Source organism: Bacillus sp. JNUCC-21, from assembly GCF_041222765.1.
GTDB lineage: Bacteria > Bacillota > Bacilli > Bacillales > Bacillaceae > Bacillus > Bacillus velezensis.
Genome location: NZ_CP166019.1, coordinates 891,228 through 909,712 on the forward strand (window position 1 = coordinate 891,228; position 18,485 = coordinate 909,712).

21 protein-coding genes are annotated in these 18,485 nt (G+C 47.0%); 16 read left to right on the forward strand and 5 right to left on the reverse strand.

Translation table 11 applies throughout. The annotated features are described in order from the left end of the window. Window positions 1-8 precede the first annotated feature (8 nt). From JNUCC21_RS04625 to JNUCC21_RS04660, 8 genes are all read left to right on the forward strand, one after another. On the forward strand, window positions 9-1,604 hold the full coding sequence (locus JNUCC21_RS04625) for an MFS transporter (RefSeq protein WP_003155387.1): 1,596 nt from the start codon (window positions 9-11) through the stop codon (window positions 1,602-1,604). A 24-nt stretch (window positions 1,605-1,628) separates the two neighbouring features. Beyond that, window positions 1,629-2,162 (forward strand): NAD(P)H-dependent oxidoreductase, encoded by a 534-nt coding sequence (locus tag JNUCC21_RS04630; protein ID WP_003155386.1) that lies wholly within the window; start codon window positions 1,629-1,631, stop codon window positions 2,160-2,162. Between the two features lie 12 nt (window positions 2,163-2,174). After that, window positions 2,175-2,546 (forward strand): hypothetical protein, encoded by a 372-nt coding sequence (locus tag JNUCC21_RS04635; RefSeq protein WP_003155385.1) that lies wholly within the window; start codon window positions 2,175-2,177, stop codon window positions 2,544-2,546. A 119-nt stretch (window positions 2,547-2,665) separates the two neighbouring features. Continuing rightward, window positions 2,666-3,433, forward strand: coding sequence for a hypothetical protein (locus tag JNUCC21_RS04640; RefSeq protein WP_369878608.1), 768 nt, complete (start codon window positions 2,666-2,668; stop codon window positions 3,431-3,433). A 2-nt stretch (window positions 3,434-3,435) separates the two neighbouring features. Continuing rightward, entirely contained in the window at window positions 3,436-3,813 is a 378-nt protein-coding gene (locus JNUCC21_RS04645; RefSeq protein ID WP_007408436.1) for a GntR family transcriptional regulator, read from the forward strand. Next, window positions 3,803-4,519 carry an ATP-binding cassette domain-containing protein gene (locus JNUCC21_RS04650; RefSeq protein WP_025284469.1) on the forward strand — a complete coding sequence of 239 codons (717 nt, stop codon included), beginning with the start codon at window positions 3,803-3,805 and terminating at the stop codon, window positions 4,517-4,519. Before JNUCC21_RS04645 ends, JNUCC21_RS04650 begins: the two co-directional genes overlap by 11 nt. Next, window positions 4,520-5,437, forward strand: coding sequence for an ABC transporter ATP-binding protein (locus tag JNUCC21_RS04655; RefSeq protein ID WP_369878610.1), 918 nt, complete (start codon window positions 4,520-4,522; stop codon window positions 5,435-5,437). It abuts the gene before it with no gap. Beyond that, window positions 5,430-6,377 (forward strand): ABC transporter permease, encoded by a 948-nt coding sequence (locus tag JNUCC21_RS04660; protein ID WP_025284471.1) that lies wholly within the window; start codon window positions 5,430-5,432, stop codon window positions 6,375-6,377. Before JNUCC21_RS04655 ends, JNUCC21_RS04660 begins: the two co-directional genes overlap by 8 nt. A 90-nt stretch (window positions 6,378-6,467) precedes the next feature. Here JNUCC21_RS04660 and cspB read toward each other — a convergent pair whose 3' ends face one another. Further along, complete coding sequence (cspB, locus tag JNUCC21_RS04665) at window positions 6,468-6,668, reverse strand: cold shock-like protein CspB (protein ID WP_003155376.1); 201 nt, start codon at window positions 6,666-6,668, stop codon at window positions 6,468-6,470. 382 nt (window positions 6,669-7,050) lie between these two features. On the opposite strand from cspB, the gene JNUCC21_RS04670 reads away from it, so the two are divergent. Next, window positions 7,051-7,881, forward strand: coding sequence for a MetQ/NlpA family ABC transporter substrate-binding protein (locus JNUCC21_RS04670; protein WP_369878617.1), 831 nt, complete (start codon window positions 7,051-7,053; stop codon window positions 7,879-7,881). Window positions 7,882-7,897: 16 nt separating this feature from the next. Here the strand turns inward: JNUCC21_RS04670 and JNUCC21_RS04675 are convergent, their stop codons facing one another. Further along, window positions 7,898-8,977 (reverse strand): diguanylate cyclase, encoded by a 1,080-nt coding sequence (locus JNUCC21_RS04675; RefSeq protein WP_095284604.1) that lies wholly within the window; start codon window positions 8,975-8,977, stop codon window positions 7,898-7,900. Window positions 8,978-9,128: 151 nt separating this feature from the next. Between JNUCC21_RS04675 and JNUCC21_RS04680 the strand changes: the two genes are divergently transcribed. Then, window positions 9,129-10,520, forward strand: coding sequence for an L-cystine transporter (locus JNUCC21_RS04680; protein ID WP_025284474.1), 1,392 nt, complete (start codon window positions 9,129-9,131; stop codon window positions 10,518-10,520). A gap of 104 nt (window positions 10,521-10,624) precedes the next feature. Here JNUCC21_RS04680 and JNUCC21_RS04685 read toward each other — a convergent pair whose 3' ends face one another. Beyond that, a complete protein-coding gene (locus tag JNUCC21_RS04685) occupies window positions 10,625-11,197 on the reverse strand; it encodes a hypothetical protein (protein ID WP_072588935.1) in 573 nt (190 codons plus the stop codon). Between the two features lie 144 nt (window positions 11,198-11,341). On the opposite strand from JNUCC21_RS04685, the gene JNUCC21_RS04690 reads away from it, so the two are divergent. Continuing rightward, window positions 11,342-11,881: a YhcN/YlaJ family sporulation lipoprotein gene (locus JNUCC21_RS04690; protein ID WP_003155362.1), complete on the forward strand. Its 540-nt coding sequence runs from the start codon at window positions 11,342-11,344 to the stop codon at window positions 11,879-11,881. A 120-nt stretch (window positions 11,882-12,001) separates the two neighbouring features. Further along, window positions 12,002-13,021, forward strand: a complete 1,020-nt coding sequence (locus JNUCC21_RS04695; RefSeq protein ID WP_369878619.1) for a hypothetical protein — start codon at window positions 12,002-12,004, stop codon at window positions 13,019-13,021. Here JNUCC21_RS04695 and JNUCC21_RS04700 read toward each other — a convergent pair. Further along, entirely contained in the window at window positions 12,904-13,566 is a 663-nt protein-coding gene (locus JNUCC21_RS04700) for a spore coat protein (protein WP_060674945.1), read from the reverse strand. The two genes, JNUCC21_RS04695 and JNUCC21_RS04700, sit on opposite strands and share 118 nt — an antisense overlap. A 193-nt stretch (window positions 13,567-13,759) precedes the next feature. Between JNUCC21_RS04700 and JNUCC21_RS04705 the strand changes: the two genes are divergently transcribed. Both JNUCC21_RS04705 and JNUCC21_RS04710 read left to right on the forward strand, forming a co-directional pair. Beyond that, window positions 13,760-15,814 (forward strand): bifunctional UDP-sugar hydrolase/5'-nucleotidase, encoded by a 2,055-nt coding sequence (locus JNUCC21_RS04705; protein WP_072588936.1) that lies wholly within the window; start codon window positions 13,760-13,762, stop codon window positions 15,812-15,814. Then, window positions 15,811-16,407 (forward strand): class D sortase, encoded by a 597-nt coding sequence (locus tag JNUCC21_RS04710; RefSeq protein ID WP_032871062.1) that lies wholly within the window; start codon window positions 15,811-15,813, stop codon window positions 16,405-16,407. The genes JNUCC21_RS04705 and JNUCC21_RS04710 overlap by 4 nt, the downstream gene beginning before the upstream one ends. On the opposite strand, the gene JNUCC21_RS04715 is transcribed toward JNUCC21_RS04710, so the two are convergent. Further along, window positions 16,404-17,312, reverse strand: a complete 909-nt coding sequence (locus JNUCC21_RS04715) for an RluA family pseudouridine synthase (RefSeq protein WP_369878621.1) — start codon at window positions 17,310-17,312, stop codon at window positions 16,404-16,406. The two genes, JNUCC21_RS04710 and JNUCC21_RS04715, sit on opposite strands and share 4 nt — an antisense overlap. Window positions 17,313-17,421: 109 nt before the next feature. Here JNUCC21_RS04715 and JNUCC21_RS04720 point away from each other — a divergent pair, with 109 nt between their 5' ends. Next, on the forward strand, window positions 17,422-17,817 hold the full coding sequence (locus tag JNUCC21_RS04720; protein ID WP_369878623.1) for a DUF5365 family protein: 396 nt from the start codon (window positions 17,422-17,424) through the stop codon (window positions 17,815-17,817). Between the two features lie 130 nt (window positions 17,818-17,947). Further along, a complete protein-coding gene (locus JNUCC21_RS04725; protein ID WP_007610283.1) occupies window positions 17,948-18,370 on the forward strand; it encodes a CBS domain-containing protein in 423 nt (140 codons plus the stop codon). Window positions 18,371-18,485: the final 115 nt, after the last annotated feature.

The window sequence follows — 18,485 nt, forward strand, 5'->3', positions numbered from 1 at the left end:
TGTCTTAGGTGGCTAAATCAGATAATCAAGTAAAAAGTCCTAAAACATTGCTTATTGTGCTTATGGCCGGGTTATTCCTGGCGATCTTGAACCAAACGCTTCTTAACGTGGCGATGCCGCACTTAATGACCGAGTTCGGTGTGAGTGCGACAACGATTCAGTGGCTTACGACCGGATACATGCTGGTCAACGGTGTTTTGATTCCGTTATCTGCGTTCTTAATTACCCGGTTCGGACAGAGAAGCCTCTTTCTCGTAGCCATGTTCTGTTTTACAGCGGGAACGTTAGTCTGCGGAATCGCGCCTAACTTCTCAACCATGCTGATCGGCCGGTTAATTCAGGCGGTCGGCGGCGGTATCCTGCAGCCGCTGGTCATGACAACCATTCTGCTTATCTTCCCGCCCGAAAGCAGGGGGAAAGGAATGGGGATTTTCGGTCTTGCGATGATGTTTGCTCCGGCGGTCGGACCGACTCTTTCCGGCTGGATCATCGAGCATTACACATGGCGCATTATGTTCTACGGCCTTGTTCCGATCGGGGCAATCGTTATTATCATAGCGTTCTTCCTCTTTAAGAACTTGGTGGAACCGCAAAAAATCAAACTCGACAGCTTGGGTGCGATTCTATCCATTGTCGGATTTGCCTCATTGCTTTACGGAGTCAGTGAAGCGGGCAGCGACGGCTGGGGAGATCCGATCGTGCTGTCTACCGTCATTGTCGGTGTCATCGCGATTGCGGCGTTTGTCATTCAGCAATTGCGCTCTGAAAAACCGATGCTCGACTTCCGGGTATTTAAATATGATATTTTCTCACTTTCCAGTGTGATTAACATCATTATTACCGTTGCGCTTTACACAGGAATGTTCCTGCTTCCGATTTACCTGCAGAACTTAGTCGGCTTTACGGCGCTGCAATCGGGCCTCTTGCTATTGCCGGGCGCGATTGTCATGCTGATCATGTCGCCGATTTCCGGTATTCTGTTTGACAAAATCGGTCCAAGACCGCTTGCGATTATCGGGCTGGTCATCACGGTCGCAACGACATTCCAGTACACAAAATTGACAATTGACACACCTTACACGCACATTATGCTTGTCTATGCCATCCGCGCATTCGGTATGTCACTGTTAATGATGCCTGTTATGACAGCCGGAATGAACCAGCTTCCGGCACGGTTGAACAGCCACGGCACGGCGATGAGCAACACGCTCCGCCAGATCAGCGGTTCAATTGGAACAAGTTTGATCACAACGATTTATACGAACCGTACGACAATGCACTATTCGCAGATTGCGGATAAAACGAGCACGGCTGACCCAAGCTTCATGCAGTCGTTCCAAAGCGCGGTTTCGAATTTAATGGTCAACATGAACATGTCGCTTGATGCGGCGAAACAAACCGTTTATTCTTATCTCTACAAAACAGCTTCACTTAATTCCAACGTTATGGGGATTAATGACGCGTTTATGTGGGCGACGATCTTTGCGGTTATCGGCGTAGTCCTGAGCCTGTTCTTGCGTGACGTACGGAAAGACAAACAGCGGGCGAAGAAAAAAGAGGAGCTGTCATTGCTTCCGGCCCCTAAAGAAGTGAAGGAATCTTAATCATCTGAATGGGAGGTTTCCTGAATGAAAATTTACGTAGTGTACGATAGTGAAGGCGAACATACAAAACACCTTGCTGAAGCCATTGCCGAAGGAGCACGAGAAAACGCTGAGGCTGAAGTCCTGATCGATCATGTCGATCAAGCAGACATCCGCAAGCTGAAAGACATGGATGCCATTATCTGGGGATGCCCGGGACACTTTGGCACCATCAGTTCAGGCTTAAAAGCGTGGATTGACAGACTCGGCTATCTGTGGGCTGAAGGCGAGCTGATTGATAAAGTCGGCGCCGTATTCTGTACGACGGCGACAACACATGGCGGATTAGAAATGACAATGCATAATCTGATCACTCCTATGTTTCACCAAGGCATGATTGTTGTCGGACTTCCCGGCAACGTTCCTGAAAACGCGCTGTACGGCTCTTACTACGGTGCGGGCGTCACATGCCCGGTTGACAGCGATGTGCTGATGACGGAAGAAGGCCTTCAATTAGGCCGTGCGCTTGGCAGACGTGTCAGCCAAGTCACAGGTAATCTAACTGCCGGACGACAGTAAGGAGAGGGTTATATGGCCATTATTATAGCGGTTATTGCTGCTGTCATTGTGATTGCACTTCTTATCACATTCAATGTCCGCAGCACTTCTGCAGGACAGGATGTCAAAGAAGAAAAGAGAGAAGCGATCGGCACTACAGCCGAACAGCCGGAAAAGCATGATCCGGCCGAGGAGCGCTCAGCCGAGCATGCTCCAGTCGTTGTAAAATCTGAATCTCCCCGTGAGAAAAAGAATACAATGGGCGATGATGTGTACCGTCAGGCGCTTCAGAAGTTTAAGACTTCTGAGACGGATCAGGAACCAAACGATCCTGATAGCGGCGGCAAAATGCAGGATAGCAGCTATCGTGATGCGCTGCTCTCCTTAAAAAACAAAAAGAAGTAATTGAAAAGGCAAATCTGCGTAAGAGCGGATTTGTCTTTTTTTTATTGAAGATATTGTAATACGTGATGATCTAGTGTACTATGTTACTCATACACTTGATCCGAATGGAGAGAGAAAGAATGACATCGTTTTTAGGTTTGCTGAAAAAAGATGCGAAAGTTTCATGGATTTGGCTCGCGGTGTGGCTTTGCGGCATGATTTGCTGGGCGTTTGCAGCCCACGTCATCGCTTCCCGTCAGAAAGAACCGCTCGTCATTTTCGGCTTTTTTACGGCAATGGGGTTTTTTCAATTTCTTGTAGCGCCGCTTTTTATGTACTATCACCTTCATAAAGAAGGAAAAAATCAGCTGTGGCTTTACAATCCGAATGGAGGATTTTATCTGCTGGCTTCCAAGCTGACGGCCTCACTGCTGTATCAGTTGATCGGGCAGCTGGCGCTGACCGGTTACGGCATTTGGATGTACCGGATGCTTTGTGCAAAAGGAGCGCTGGAACACACCATTCCCCTGGCCGGCACATTAACCGGATTGAATGCTTACCTGCTGATCAGTTCAGCGTATTTATCTGTGATCGTGGCCGTATTTTGGACTGTTTTTCACTCATTAAAACATGTTCCCGTCCTCCGTTGGGTGATCTGCATCGTGCTTGCGTTTGTCTGGACCTATATTGACGATAAAATCATTACGCCTTTCACTTCATCTCAACATGATTTATGGCCGGTAAAAGTGTATGCGGATTTTGATTTTCACTATACAAAATTGACCGGCTGGACGGTGGAGCTGAAGGCCGTCCACATCTCGCTTTTCAGCTTCCTGGCAGTGATCGTGCTTGCGGCGCTCTGTCTCGCGCTGGCCTCTATGCTGCTGAATCGAAAGGTTGAGGTGTAATGATGGAGAATGAATTTCAGTCATCCAAGCCGATTTATCTGCAGATTGCCGATCGTGTATACTACCGGCTGATCCGAAGTGAGCTTTCACCGGGGGACAAACTGCCGTCCGTAAGGGAGATGGCCGTACAGATGAAAGTGAATCCGAATACGATACAAAGAACGTACAGTGAAATGGAAAGGCTGGGGATCGTGGAGACGAGAAGAGGACAGGGAACCTTTATAGCGGAAAGGTCCGATCTGAAAGCGGAGCTGAAAGACAGGCTGACTAAAGACGTTTTCAAACGCTTTATTCAGGAAATGGCGGAGCTGGGGCTATCTCCTGAGGAAATGATCGACGGGATCAAACAATATGCGGAGGAAGGAAACGATGAATCTTGATTTTGAACGCGTAACAAAAAAATACGGCCGCAGGCTCGCGGTCAGCGATGTATCATTTTCATTGTCTCCGGGTAAAATCTACGGAATTTTAGGGCCGAACGGAAGCGGTAAATCAACAACGCTTAAAATGCTTGCCGGGCTTGCGTTCCCGACCTCGGGCGCCGTCCGGATCGGAGACTGCGCAGTAAGCAGGAACATGCTGTTTCGTACGGCTTATTTAACCGAACATGATATGTTTTTCGCCCGGACGACCGTCGGTGATATGCTCACATTTTATCATTCGCAATTCCCGGATTTTCAGCTGGAAAAAGCACATAACCTATTAACGGAAATGAATCTTTCAGCGAAGCAGAAGATAAAAGAGCTGTCCAAAGGCAGCCGGGGCAGGCTGAAAATCGTTTTGGCCCTGTCGAGAAAAGCATCCGTCATTCTGCTGGATGAGCCGTTTTCAGGTCTTGATCCGGCGGTCAGGGAGTCGATTGTCAACAGTCTCGTATCTTATATTGATTTTGACAGCCAGATCGTCGTCATCGCCACGCATGAGATCGGCGAGATTGAGACGCTGTTAGACGAAGTGATGGTTTTCATAAAAGGGAAAATCGCTGAACGGCGCGAGGTCGAAGAAATTCGGGAACAGGAAGGAATGTCCGTGCTGCAATGGTACAGAAGCGTCATGCAGGCGCACGAAATAGAAGGGGGATTCTAATTGGAAACGGTATTAGAACTGCAACAGGTAAAGAAAACGATAAAAGGACGAACGATTATTCATGATCTGAGCTTCTCCGTCCGGGCGGGCGAAGTGTTTGGGTTTCTAGGGCCGAACGGAGCGGGGAAAACCACTACGATCAGAATGATGGTCGGATTAATGAAACTGTCTCAGGGAGACATCGTAATCTGCGGGGAATCCATTACGAAAAACTATGCAAAAGCGGTCAGGCACGTCGGAGCCATCGTGGAAAACCCGGAGCTGTACAAATTCCTGAGCGGTTATAAAAATTTACAGCAGTACGCAAGGATGGTAAAAGGCGTTACGAAAGAAAAAATAGATGAGGTCATCGAGCTCGTCGGGTTGCAGGACAGAATACATGACAAAGTAAAAACCTACTCTCTCGGAATGAGACAGCGTCTCGGCCTCGCCCAAAGCCTGCTGCATAATCCTAAGGTGCTGATTCTGGATGAACCGACAAACGGCCTTGATCCCGCGGGCATCAGGGAAATCAGGGACCATCTGAAAAAGCTGACACGTGAAAAAGGAATGGCTGTCATCGTCTCAAGCCATCTGCTGTCAGAAATGGAGTTAATGTGCGACCGAATCGGCATTCTGCAAAAAGGGGAGCTTGTCGATATTCAAAAAGTAAGGGATGAAGGAAAAGAGGATCAAGATACATACTTCTTCCATATTGAACAAAGAGAAGAGGCTCTGGCCGTTCTGAGTCAGTTTGACTGTGCGAAGAAGACAAACGGCATTGAGATCAAGCTGTCAAAACAGGAAGTGCCTGATGTGATATCACTGCTCGTCCGTGAAAACATCCGCTTATATGAAGTGAAAATCATGACAAAATCTTTGGAAGACCGTTTCTTGGAGATTACCGGCGGGACGAAAGAGGAGGTTCAATATGTTTAAGCTGATCTATAATGAATGGATAAAAATTTTCAGCCGCGTCGGCACGTGGGCTATGATTGTAATTTTAGGCGTTTCGATGATCGGTTTTGCGCTTCTGTCAAACCATTTCACCTCGAGCGAAGCCAATCCGAATTGGAAACAGGAGCTCCAGGCCGAAAACAAAGAAATGAAACAGCAGATGAAGGAAACCGGAAACCAGACGCTCATTGATAACCTGAAACAGAATGTCGCGATAAATCAATACCGTATGGATCATAACATCCCTGAGGATACAGGGTACACAGTGTGGTCATACGTAGCTGATTCTTCGATGATGACTGTTTTGACCGGGCTGTTTACGATTATCATTGCCGCAGGCATCGTGGCGAATGAGTTCAACTGGGGGACGATCAAGCTGCTGGCTATCCGTCCGCTCAGCCGTTTTCAGATTTTGCTTTCTAAATATATGACGGTGCTGCTGTTCGGACTGCTGATGCTTGTGATTTTATTTGCCGGCTCCGCTCTGTTGGGATTGGTCTTTTTCGGTACAGGGGGAGATACTGCGGCTGATGTTCATCTCGTATACAAAGACGGCCATGTTTTTGAGCAAAATATCATCGCCTTCCTCGCTAAAACATATGTCTATGAATCTGTCTCCGCTTTTATGCTTGCGACGATGGCGTTTATGCTGTCTGCGGTATTCCGGAACAGCTCATTAGCGGTCGGATTTTCTATTTTTCTATTGGTTATGGGAAACACGGCGACTGTATTTCTTGCCACGAAATTTGAATGGACCAAATATATTTTATTCGCCAATACGGATTTGTCGCAATATATGAACGGGACTCCTTTAGTAGAGGGGATGACGATGACATTTTCGGTTGTGATGCTTGTGATTTACTTCGTTATTTTTCTGGCGCTCGCATTCGGCGTCTTCTTAAAACGCGATATTGCCACCTGATATAAAAAGCTGTTTTGCCTTTGCAAAACAGCTTTTCGTTTTAGATGAAAAAAACCCTGCCGGCGTACACCGGCAGGGTTTTTAAACAATTTATGCTTTTGTTACGTTAGCAGCTTGTGGTCCGCGGTTTCCTTCAACGATTTCGAAAGAAACAGATTGGCCTTCTTCTAAAGTTTTGAAGCCTTCGCCTTGAATAGCAGAGAAGTGAACGAATACATCGTCTTGACCTTCTACTTCGATGAATCCGAATCCTTTTTCAGAGTTGAACCATTTTACTTTACCTTCTAACATGAAATTTCCTCCTAAAGCGACATAACGCTTAAATTCACTATTCTTGCTCTAAAACAAACTTCCAAGACGAAAACTCTTACAAAACTTTCTTCTTAAAGATAGTTCGAACAAAAATAATTACCTTTACTCTACCAGTAATTCGAAGAAAAAACAACTGCTAAATGTAACTTTTTTCGAAATAACATGTTTTAAGAGGGGAACGCTCTGATACGGAAATCTGATTTGAGACTAGAACAGCCCATTTTCAGCTGATAAAAACCGCTTTGCAGCCTCTTAAGGAAGCAATTGACAACCCTTTTTTTAATCGGTATTGTATGTAATCATGAGCCCGAATACCATGGTGCAGCCTCTGTACATAAAAATAGATAGGGAGTAGGTCAACTTGAACCTGCGGCTTATAAACAGTCTGTTTCTTTTCATTTTGATCATGTCACTTACTTCATGTCATTATCCTGACGGGAACCGGACAATTACTATCGGAATCAATGAATCTGATCAATCGATCTGGGAGTTTGTCGCGAAAAAAGCCGGTGAGGAAGGATTGCAGCTCTCTTTGGTAACGTTTTCGGATTATGCCGAGGCCGATTTGGCGCTTGCCGGCGGGGATCTCGACGCCAATGCGTTTCAATCCGTTTCTTATTTTCAATCTTTGCCGCCTCATGTGAAAAAGAAGCTGGCTCCTTTAGGAACGACATATGCGGCATCGCTGGGGGTGTATTCCAAGCAACATAAACGGCTGAAGGATATACCGGACGGAGCTGTCATTGCCGTGCCTGGTGAAGCGGCGGCCTTCGGCAGGGCGCTTTTTCTCATGCAGGAGGCCGGACTGATGACATTGAAAAAGGGATTCACCGGTACGGGTTCAACTGATATGATCAAGGACAACCCGAAGCATCTGACCTTAAAAACGGAAACAAAAAAGAACGCCTATCAGGCGGCGGAACATGCTGACGCAGCAGTTCTCAGTCAAAGCGAGGCGAAAAGAGCAGGATTTCATGCGGAGAAGGACGCGCTGATCCGATCGGCGCAAATGAAGGAAGCGTATATTCATCTGATCGCCGTCAGGGCTGAGGATAAAGAGGATGAACGGATGCAAAAACTCCTGTCTTTGTATCAATCAGATGATACCGCGGCGTTTATTGAAAAAGAATATGAGGGCAGCCTGATTCCTGTTTTCCTGAGGGGCGGCTTTCTCACTGAAAAGAAAGAATGATTTCCTCTTCGGGCGATCATTCTTTTTTTTCAGTGCTGCACACTTGATTGCGCCCTGATGTTTTCGCTTTGTACAGCATCCGGTCCGCGATCAGGGGCAATGTCTGAGGATCCGATGTATTTGTCGGATAATGCGCGATGCCGAGGGAAACGGTCACGGGAATTGTATCTCCGCTCGTCAGCAGAATCGGGTTCGCGTCAATCGTGTGCCTGATTTCTTCTGCGAGGTGAAGCCCTTTTGTATACGTGCAATTGGGCATAAGCACGGCAAATTCTTCCCCGCCAATGCGGGCTGACGGATCAGAACTGCTGAGTAAGAACCTCAGGCGCGCCCCCAGTTCCTTCAGCACTTGATCCCCTTCATAATGGCCGTATTGATCATTGATCTGCTTAAAGTGATCAATATCCAAATAAATAAGCGCGAGCTGAGACGAGGGGGATTGAGACGCCCGATCGTACAGAACGCGCGAGACTTCCTCGAATTTTCTCTTATTAAAAATCCCCGTCAGAAAATCATAATTCGCTTGAAACTTGTATTGCTTGAACAAAAGGCGGGCATCGGCTTCGTGTTTAATGATATACAGCGACAGCATTCCGCCCAAGGTAGAAATGAGCCAAAAATAAACGAGGGCCCCGGCAGGCTGTTCAGGCATAAGTAACAGCAGCGTCAGGGTGATAATAACATTTGAAAAGAGCAGCATAACGAACGCATTTTTGTGATTCGGCTTTTTTCCTCTGAATACTGCCACAGAAAGTATCGCAATCATGCCGACTGCGGCGATAGAATAAATGGCGCTGGCATTGAAATTGATCAGGATACGGCCTGCCACGATAATGATAAAGGCAGCTGCTGTAGACACCCAGCCTCCGTAAAGAGCGGCGATGATAATGGGGATATTTCTGAGATCAATGATGGAATCGGAGTAAGAAAAGCCGAAAGCAATCAGAAAAACCCCTAAAAGCCCGCAAACCGCCCCTTTCAGTAATTGAAACATCGGACGGTCTTCTTTATGTGAAAGCGACTCTTTAAAAAGAACGGTGAAGAGATAATTAAATGTGATTAAAATCGTCAAATTAAGAAACAGTTCCTTCAGCATAACAATCACCCTTATATAAGTTACTAAAGAAAGGATGGAAAGAAAAGAGAAAAATCATTAAAAATACATATATTGTCAATTCTTACTTGACCGATCGGAATTGATGTAATATAGTGTTTAAGGATAATGAGCAAGGGAGTGTTTACCTGTTTTGGAGAATTTATTTGTAATCTTACATGTTTTTATTTTGTTTTTGTTTATAGCAGGTCTGTTTGTGATGCAAAAAAAACACGTTTCCTTTTCTAAACGTGTCTTTACCGCGCTCGGATTAGGCATTGTATTCGGTTTTGCGCTGCAATTGATTTACGGGCCGGCTTCACATATCGTGACACAAACGGCCGATTGGTTTAATATTGCCGGCGGCGGTTATGTCAAATTGCTTCAGATGATCGTCATGCCGCTAGTCTTTATTTCTATTCTCGGCGCATTTACGAAGCTTAAACTGACCCATAACATCGGGAAAATCAGCGGTCTGATCATCGGAATTTTGATCGCTACGACAGCAATTGCCGCGGCAGTCGGAATTGTTTCGGCGCTTTCCTTTGATCTGAAAGCCGTTCATATCGACCAGGGGAGCACTGAGTTATCAAGGGGTCAGGAGCTGCAGCAAAAATCTGAGGATATGACGGCCAAAACGCTGCCTCAGCAAATCGTTGAGCTTCTGCCGGGGAATCCGTTTCTTGATTTCACGGGAGCCAGACCGACTTCCACCATCGGAGTCGTTATTTTCGCCGCTTTTCTCGGCATCGCTTTTCTGGGCGTGAAACGGAAGCAGCCGGAGCACGCAGCGACATTCAGCGGAATTGTCGATGCGGTTTACGCGATTATTATGCGCGTCGTGACATTAATTTTAAGACTGACGCCTTACGGGGTATTGGCGATTATGACCAAAACGATCGCGACAAGCGACATCGACAGCATTGCGAAACTGGGAATGTTTGTGATCGCTTCATACGCCGCGCTTATCGCCATGTTTATCATTCACTTGCTGCTGATCACGTTCAGCGGTTTAAATCCGATCACATACGTGAAAAAAGCATTTCCGGTTATGGTGTTTGCGTTTACGTCCCGTTCAAGCGCAGGGGCTTTGCCGCTCAATATTAAAACACAAAAAAGCATGGGCGTACCGGAAGGCATTGCGAACTTCGCCGGTTCATTCGGCTTATCAATCGGTCAAAACGGCTGTGCCGGTATTTATCCGGCGATGCTCGCGATGATGATTGCGCCGACAGTGGGACAAAACCCGTTTGAACCGGGATTTATCATTTCCGTCATCGCCATCGTGGCAATCAGTTCATTTGGTGTAGCAGGCGTGGGAGGCGGCGCGACATTTGCGGCTCTGCTCGTCCTATCCGCTTTGAACATGCCTGTCGCGCTTGCCGGACTGCTCATTTCAATTGAGCCGTTAATTGACATGGGGCGCACCGCCTTAAATGTCAGTGGCAGTATGACCGCAGGGCTGTTAACAAGTAAAATGACGAAGGAAACCGATACCGCGGTGTACAATGATTCCTCAATCGTTATTGAAGCTGAAGAAGCTTAACAAAAAAGCAGATCAATGGTTCATTCTCTTATAGAAAAATATGAGATAGAGCGCTAAAACGAAAAAATCCTTCATCGTTGAACGAATGAAGGATTTTTTCGTTTCTAATGATTTCCGGGTTCAATTTCTTCCAGCATATTCATCACGGTGCTGTCATTTAAAACATTAACCGCGCTTTCTTCGAAGTGAATCGGCTCGGTATAGTGAGGCTTCGGCGAAGTTTCTTTTGTGCGGTCTGCCTGTCTGTCCGTATGGGATGAGCCGGAGTGATTGCGGGAAGTCTGCTCATGCTGCTGTCCGCCGGATTCCCCGCTGAACGCCTGTTTGATCAGCTCGGCAGGCTGCAATGAGCCGGTTTGTGAATGCCGGGCTTTGTCCGTGTGCTGCTGTCCGCCGGATTCCCCGCCGAACGCCTGTTTGATCAGCTCGGCAGGCTGTAATGAGCCGGTTTGTGAATGCCGGGCTTTGTCTGCGTGCTGCTGTCCGCCGGATTCCCCGCCGAACGCCTGTTGAATCAGGTCAGCAGGCTGCATGGAGTGTGTGCCATCTTTATGCTGCATTCTGCCTGAAACCATTCCGGAGATTTTCCGGCGGATTTCGGGTGATAAAGCTGCAATCAGAATCGATGATCCGATCAGCAGCGCTGACGGGCTGACGCCGCTTTTTTTTCTGAACAAGTTAAATCCCTCCTCATTCAATTGATTACGCTTACCTTTCCCTTTCCTTCTGATATTTATCCAAACCGCTCAGAATGCAAACGGCGTGCATAAATCCCGCCGAATAGAAAAACCTATACGTAAAGTGAGAAAGGAGGAATTCACATGATAAAAAAGCAAGCAGTTATCTCTGCCCTTCTTCTGCCGATGCTGATTACCGCAGGGTGCAGTATGGGGAACCAGGGAGAAGGAAAACGAAATGACAACCGCACCCAGAATGTAAATTACCGCAACACGCCTAACGACGGTGCGACAAATATGAATACAGTGAACCGTCATAACCAAAATACCGATCACAATGACAATCGTAACCTGAGAGTGGCTGATAAAGCCGCCGACAAGGTGACTGATTTAAAAGAGGTTAAAAATGCGACTGTGATCGTTGCCGGAAACAGCGCTTATGTAGCCGTTGTTCTGACAAACGGACAAAAAGGCGCCATCGCCAACCATTTAAAAAATAAGATAACCGATAAGGTGAAATCAGCCGATAAACATGTCCGGACTGTATATGTATCAGCGAACCCGGACTTCGTTGAACGTATGCAAGGCTACGGAAAACGAATCCAAAACGGACATCCTGTATCCGGTCTGTTTGATGAATTCGGTCAAATGGTGCAGCGTGTATTCCCAAACCCCAATAAATAAATGAATGGAAAAGCCGCATTTGCTGCGGCTTTTTTATTTTATCTGCCGTCACGACCCAGCGCTCCTGAGCATAAAGTAAAGAATGAGATGAAAATGAAAGGATCGGGGAGGGGAGCTTGTTTGCGTGACGGCATGGGGAAACGGGCGGCATTCACTCTGATCCTGTGCGGAGTCCTTGTCATATTGGCTGTCAGTTCAGCCGTTTCAGTAAGTATGATGTACGTCCTGTCAGGCCAAAACAGCCGCTCTGTTCCGACGAAGGAACAAGTGACTGAACACATGAATAAAGAAATTTACAAACATACAGCGATTTACTATACGGCGGATGAAAAGCCGCTCTTGGATCTGACCAAGCTTACGCTGGACCACGCAAAGCGTATCAATCAAATCATTGTCGGTTATAAAGGTGCAGCGCCGCTTGAACTCATTTTCTTTTCGGATGAAGATGAAATGGAGCAATATTCAGGATTGAAAAATGTAGTCGGTTTTTATTCAGAACAGGAGCAGATGATGGGGCTTTTGCCTGAAGAGAAAAAACAGCTTTTGAAAAAAGATGAGCTGGCCGTTTTCATGTATAAGCAATTGATTATACATGAATATACACACTATGCGTTTCATCAAAAAACGCGGCAATTGGGGACGGATACGTCTGTATTTCCGCTTTGGTTTCATGAGGGGTTGAGCGAGTGGGTCGCGCATTATGATGTAGTCATTGATCCGATTGCATTTTCCGTCGTGCCGTTTGATCAATTAACGACCGACCGAAAATGGCAGAAATCGCGTATGGAATATGAAACGGATGTCTATTTGCAAAGCTTCTATATGATAAAGGACTTAACCGACACATTCGGAGAAGGCATTATCTTAACCATTATCAACAAAACCGCCGAAACACAGGATTTTGAAAAAGGCTTTGAAGCGGCTACGAAAGAAAGCCTGAAACAATTTGAACATGATTTCATAAAAGCATATGAAAAAAAGAAAACGGCGTTGGAGAGTCAGGTTCCAACGCCGTTTTTTAATCAATGGAGGTTTTGCTGCTGCTGTCCCATTTGTCCTTTAATCGGAGGCATTTGCGGCTGTCCCTGGGCCGGTGCAAATGAATTCAGCATGGTCTGCATATCTTGTGCATTGAGCTGAGGAACCTGATAATAACCGTGTTTGTTTTGGTATAAGAAGATTTCATACGCCATTTCGACATATTGCTGAATTTGGGCGGAGAGCACTCTTCTAGTGACGGGATTGGTCATTTCAAGCGAGCTCATCGTCAAGAGAGAAGCTTGAGCTTTAATCAGGCCGAGCATATGGCCGCTGATCCCGAGATCTTTGACATCATTTAATGATTGATTCGGTTTTTTCGGCTGAGTCGGTTTTATACCGTAGACGGCCTGGTTCTGTTCCTTCATCATATATGTCGACGTTTCCTGAGAAGGCTTTTGGCCGGTCTTAAAGCATTCTGCCGTCAGATTATAGAGTCCGAGAATGAATTGATACTGGCGGTCAAGGATGTCGGCCAGCTGCTGATCCTGTATAAACTGTCTGAGCATCATAAATTGATCCAAAACGCCGACTGTTCCGGCCAGCACTTCATGCATATCGAAAAGCTCATGTCCTCCGTGATTCACTTGCGGTGAACCCGGGATCCCTTGATTTACTGGCGGCTGCTGATTCTGCTGCTGTTCCACTGGTTGTTTTCCTCCTTCATGTCAAATCATCATTAAGATGTGAAAAAAGCCGATCCGTTATACATCAAGTCCTGTTTCGTTACGTGGGGATTATTTACTATTTTTCGCCAGCGAAGACAATCTTTACAAAAAAAGTGATGTGATTTTTAAGAAAATAAGCTAACGTATTTCTTAGAAGACAGGGGGGAAATGAATGAAGAAAAAAAGGGGTATGCGTCTTTCGTGCTGTTTGCTGACGGTTTGTTTTATGATGTTCAGCGTGAAAGATGCGGAAGCAATCGGACAAGCAGGATCACTGAATGAAGCTGGAATGGATAAAGCGTATAAAGAACAGCAGACAGAAGACTCCGGCCGTGTCCCGCTCAGAATCATCAGTATGAATGATCTGCACGGAAAAATTGATCAGCAATATGAGCTTGACCTTAACGGAGACGGTAAACCGGATGGCACGTTCGGGCGGATGGACTACGCCGCAGCGTACATTAAAAAGGCGAAAGCCGAGAAAGAACACGCCTTTGTCGTGCATGCGGGCGATATGATCGGGGGCAGCTCTCCCGTGTCAGCCCTTTTTCAGGATGAACCGACAGTAGAATTGATGGAAGACATCGGTTTTGATGTCGGAACTGTCGGCAATCACGAATTCGATGAAGGAACGAATGAGCTTAAACGGATCATCAATGGAGGAGATCATCCGGACGGTAAGGGGACAAGCGGTTATGACGGCCAAAATTTCCCGCTCGTCTGCGCCAACTGTAAACTGAAGTCAGGGGAGTCCTTTCTGCCGCCGTATGAAATTAAATACGTTTCCGGAATTCCGGTCGCATTTATCGGGGTTGTAACCAGATCGGCGGCAGGCATGGTCATCCCGGACGGAATTAAAGATATTACGTTTACGGATGAGGTAAAGGCCGTCAATGACGCCGCCGCTGACCTGAAGAAAAAAGGAATTAAAGCAATCGCCGTGCTCGCCCATATGTCTGCTGAACAAAATGGCTCAGCAATCACGGGAGAATCCGCAAAGCTTGCAAGCGGAACAGACTCAGAGATTGATGTGATTTTCGCCGCGCACAATCATAAAGTCGTAAACGGAGAAATCGACGGCAAGCTGATCGTGCAGGCATTTGAATACGGAAAAGCAATCGGAATCGCCGATCTTGAACTTGATAAAGAGTCGAAGGATATCGTGAAAAAATCAGCGGAAATCCAATATATCGATCAAAGTAAAATCAAGCCTGACCCGGCTGCGGCAGGCATATTAAGCAAATATGAAGAGAAAGTGAAACCGATTATCAGCGAAGCGGTCGGGGAAGCGGCCCATGATATAACGGGCGGGTATTCAAATGACGGCGACACGGCGCTCGGAAATCTGATTGCCGACGGTATGAAAGCGAAGATGAAATCCGATTTTGCGCTTATGAATGGGGGAGGCATCCGGGACGGCATAAAAAAAGGGGCGATCACATGGGGAGACCTTTATAATGTACAGCCGTTCGGCAATGTGCTGACGAAGCTTGAAATCAAAGGAAAAGATTTGCGGGAGATCATTAACGCGCAAATTTCTCCGGTGTACGGTCCGGATTACAGCATCAGCGGATTTTCCTATACATGGAACCCGGAAACCGGACAAGCGGTTGAAATGAAAATGGCGGACGGGACAGACATACAGCCCGAAAAAGGATATACAGTAACAGTCAATCAATTTATGGCGACGGCAGCGGGGGCAAAATACGGTCCGATCGGGAAACTCGGCAAGAATCCGGTGACGGGGCCTGAGGATTTGGAAGCGACAGTAGACTATGTCAAAAGCTTTTCCGCGCCGATTTCTTATCAAACCGACGGCCGCATCCGCACGGCATCAGCCGCCGAAACACCTGATGACACCGGCAATCAGCCGGGAAGCGGGGAAACACCGGGCGGCACCAGGCCTGATAAAGGAGAAAAACCTCAAGCGAAAAAACCCGCTAAAAAACCGGATGCGGCAGAACAGCCTGATCAAACCAAAAAACCTGAACGTCCTGTCGTAGAAGAAACAGCATCTGATACAGTGCAGTCAATTCCCGAATCCCGTCCGGCGTCTGCCGCAAATTCGGAACAAAGCACAAAACAGACTGAAAGCGGCACACAAAAAGGCCGCCCATTGCCTGATACTTCAGCGGGCAGCCATCAGACGGCATTGGCCGGACTGGTGATCACGGGTGCCGGCGTATATTGGCTTTTCAGAAAGAAAAGGGGAACCCGCACACGATGAACAAACTGAAACATATTCCGCTTCTCGTCATCATCGCCGGTATCATCATCACATGTTACGGAAGCTGGAAGATCATTGATTCACATATGAAAACGAACCAATCGCTTGAAGAAGCAAAAAAAGCAACAGAACCTGTCTTGGAAAAGAACGAAACAAAAAGCGCCGTGCTGGCACAGCGCAAAAAAGAATTTCACCCCGAAACGGGGGAGGCAAGCGGCATTTTAGAAATCCCTGAAATCGACGCTGAGCTCCCGATCGTGGAAGGGACTGACGCAGATGATTTAGCAAAAGGCGTCGGACATTATAAGGACAGCTATTATCCGGGCGATCACGGCCAAATTGTGTTATCCGGCCACAGGGACACGGTGTTCCGCCGGACCGGCGAATTGAAAAAAGGAGACAGACTGAACGTGATTTTGTCTTACGGCACGTTTTCTTATAAAATCAGCCGTACAAAAATCGTCAGCCGGGATGATACATCTGTCATCACCCTTCAGCACAAGCGGGAGGAACTGATCCTGACCACTTGCTATCCGTTTTCTTACATTGGAAATGCGCCGAAACGATATATTATATATGCCGACCCGGTTTAAGAAAAATACGTTTCGGTAAAATGAGCCAGATCAGCCGGCATCGGCGCCTCGGCAACGATTTCTTCTCCTGAGATCGGATGGACGACACTGACTTTTTTTGCGTGAAGCGCCTGCCTGTGAAACAGCGTCCTGCTTCCGCCGTACAGGTCATCGCCCGCCAACGGATGGCCGATGCTTGCCATATGCACCCTGATTTGATGTGTTCTCCCGGTCTCCAGTTCAAGCTCTGCCAATGTGAGCTGCGCACCGGGATGATAGCCTTTCACTTTGTAATGGGTGACGGCGGCTTGTCCGCCGGGTGAGACGCGCCGTCTGACGGAATGTGACCTGTCGCGGCCGATCGGCGAGTCAACCGTGCCTTTTTTAGGCGTCACTTTTCCTTCCGCCGCGGCGATATAGGTGCGTTTTAATGTTTTGGTTTCGAGCTGACGGTCAAGGATTGCATGGGCCAGGCGGTGTTTCGCGAAAACGACCGCGCCTGAAGTGTCACGGTCAAGACGGTGAACTTGGCGCACTTTCGCCTGCTCGCCGTTGATTTGAAAATGGTAAGCGATCAGGTTGCTGAGGGTGCCGGTCTGACCCTCTTCATTTGGATGAGTCGGCATTCCCGCCGGCTTATTTGCAATCAGCATATGATTGTCCTCAAATAAAATGTCCGGCTCTCCGTATTCAGGAGTTACCGAAGAACCCGTTTTTTCCTGAAGATCAATGAATAAGCGATCTCCGGTTTTCAGTATGATGTTGTTTTTCGGTGATGTTCGATTCACCTGGATGCTTTCTTGGTTCATCCATTCCGTAATTACGGGTTTTGACGCCTGGAATTCAGATTTCAGGACTGAAAACAGCCATTGTCCGGCGTGCTTTTCCGTAATCAGGAGTTCCAGACCGCGGTCATTTTGTTTCATTTCATAAAGCTCCTTTTCAAGCGGAAAGCGGCTGTTTCAATAGGAAACACTTACCTTAGCTTTCGCGTTTTTTTCTATGCTATTCTTGATAAAGATTAAGGATATTCACATGGCAAGAAAGGTGATTGATGTGAGAATTGTGAACGCAGCGACTGACGGACAAGAAAGCGCGATACAAGAGCTTTCCTCTGAATTGTTTCAAAATGTCTTTCCTCTTTATTTCTCCGAACTGGAAATTCAGCGCTTTAAAAAAAGGGGCGTATTATCATTACAAAACCAACGTTACCAAGGAACTTTAAAAGAAGCGTTTCAAATTATGGCTTGTCTGCAAACGGTACATATCATGCTGTCAAAGCCGCACCCGGTATATGACGTCAAAGAGCGGGGGCTGTTTGATAAAAATTGCGCTTTGCTGAATGAATGCGGAATGAATTTTCCGTTTACCTATGATGATTTCGAGACAGGGGCCGGATCAGAAGCCTGCGGTCGCAGAAGGCTGATCTGACGGGTATAAAGAGCCTTTTTACAGGCTCTTTTTTGCTTCTTTGACATGATACCACAATTTCTTTCCTCTAACTCCCTTTATATTGAGACAAATCCCCGAGCATAATAAATGTCGAAAGGGGTGCTTTACAATGAGTTCAATCAAACAATCAATGACTACCCACGTGGCTACCGTTTCTCCCAATCAAACGATCCAGGAAGCGGCTGCGCTGATGCACCAGCATAATGTCGGAGCAATTCCCGTCGTTGACGGAGGGGAATTAAAAGGAATGCTGACAGACCGTGATATCGCATTGAGAACAACGGCTCAAGGCCGCGACGGCCAAACACCTGTTTCACACGTGATGTCCTCTACAGTTGTATCCGGAAACCCGGAAATGAGTCTTGAAGAGGCGTCACATCTGATGGCCCAACACCAAATCCGCCGCCTTCCCATTGTCGATCAAAATCATCTGGTCGGGATCGTTGCGCTTGGAGACTTAGCGGTTGATCAGCGTTCAAATGAGTCTGCGGGAGCGGCTCTTTCCAATATTTCCAGTCAAAACACACAGTAACGGATGAAGAGAGCTTGCACTTATGCAGGCTCTTCTTTCCGTCAGAATGTTACATTTTGAACGCGAAAGAAATTCACGGTATAGTGTATACATAGGTCAGTACGTTTAGCTAAAG

Excerpts from the sequence above, each read along its gene's own strand:
- JNUCC21_RS04630 (WP_003155386.1), top strand. The coding sequence starts at position 1,629 with ATGAAAATTTACGTAGTGTACGATAGTGAAGGCGAACATACAAAACAC.
- JNUCC21_RS04635 (WP_003155385.1), top strand. The coding sequence starts at position 2,175 with ATGGCCATTATTATAGCGGTTATTGCTGCTGTCATTGTGATTGCACTT.
- JNUCC21_RS04640 (WP_369878608.1), top strand. The coding sequence starts at position 2,666 with ATGACATCGTTTTTAGGTTTGCTGAAAAAAGATGCGAAAGTTTCATGG.
- JNUCC21_RS04645 (WP_007408436.1), top strand. The coding sequence starts at position 3,436 with ATGGAGAATGAATTTCAGTCATCCAAGCCGATTTATCTGCAGATTGCC.
- JNUCC21_RS04650 (WP_025284469.1), top strand. The coding sequence starts at position 3,803 with ATGAATCTTGATTTTGAACGCGTAACAAAAAAATACGGCCGCAGGCTC.
- JNUCC21_RS04660 (WP_025284471.1), top strand. The coding sequence starts at position 5,430 with ATGTTTAAGCTGATCTATAATGAATGGATAAAAATTTTCAGCCGCGTC.
- cspB (WP_003155376.1), bottom strand. The coding sequence starts at position 6,668 with ATGTTAGAAGGTAAAGTAAAATGGTTCAACTCTGAAAAAGGATTCGGA.
- JNUCC21_RS04675 (WP_095284604.1), bottom strand. The coding sequence starts at position 8,977 with ATGCTGAAGGAACTGTTTCTTAATTTGACGATTTTAATCACATTTAAT.
- JNUCC21_RS04690 (WP_003155362.1), top strand. The coding sequence starts at position 11,342 with ATGATAAAAAAGCAAGCAGTTATCTCTGCCCTTCTTCTGCCGATGCTG.
- JNUCC21_RS04705 (WP_072588936.1), top strand. The coding sequence starts at position 13,760 with ATGAAGAAAAAAAGGGGTATGCGTCTTTCGTGCTGTTTGCTGACGGTT.
- JNUCC21_RS04710 (WP_032871062.1), top strand. The coding sequence starts at position 15,811 with ATGAACAAACTGAAACATATTCCGCTTCTCGTCATCATCGCCGGTATC.
- JNUCC21_RS04715 (WP_369878621.1), bottom strand. The coding sequence starts at position 17,312 with ATGAAACAAAATGACCGCGGTCTGGAACTCCTGATTACGGAAAAGCAC.
- JNUCC21_RS04720 (WP_369878623.1), top strand. The coding sequence starts at position 17,422 with ATGGCAAGAAAGGTGATTGATGTGAGAATTGTGAACGCAGCGACTGAC.
- JNUCC21_RS04725 (WP_007610283.1), top strand. The coding sequence starts at position 17,948 with ATGAGTTCAATCAAACAATCAATGACTACCCACGTGGCTACCGTTTCT.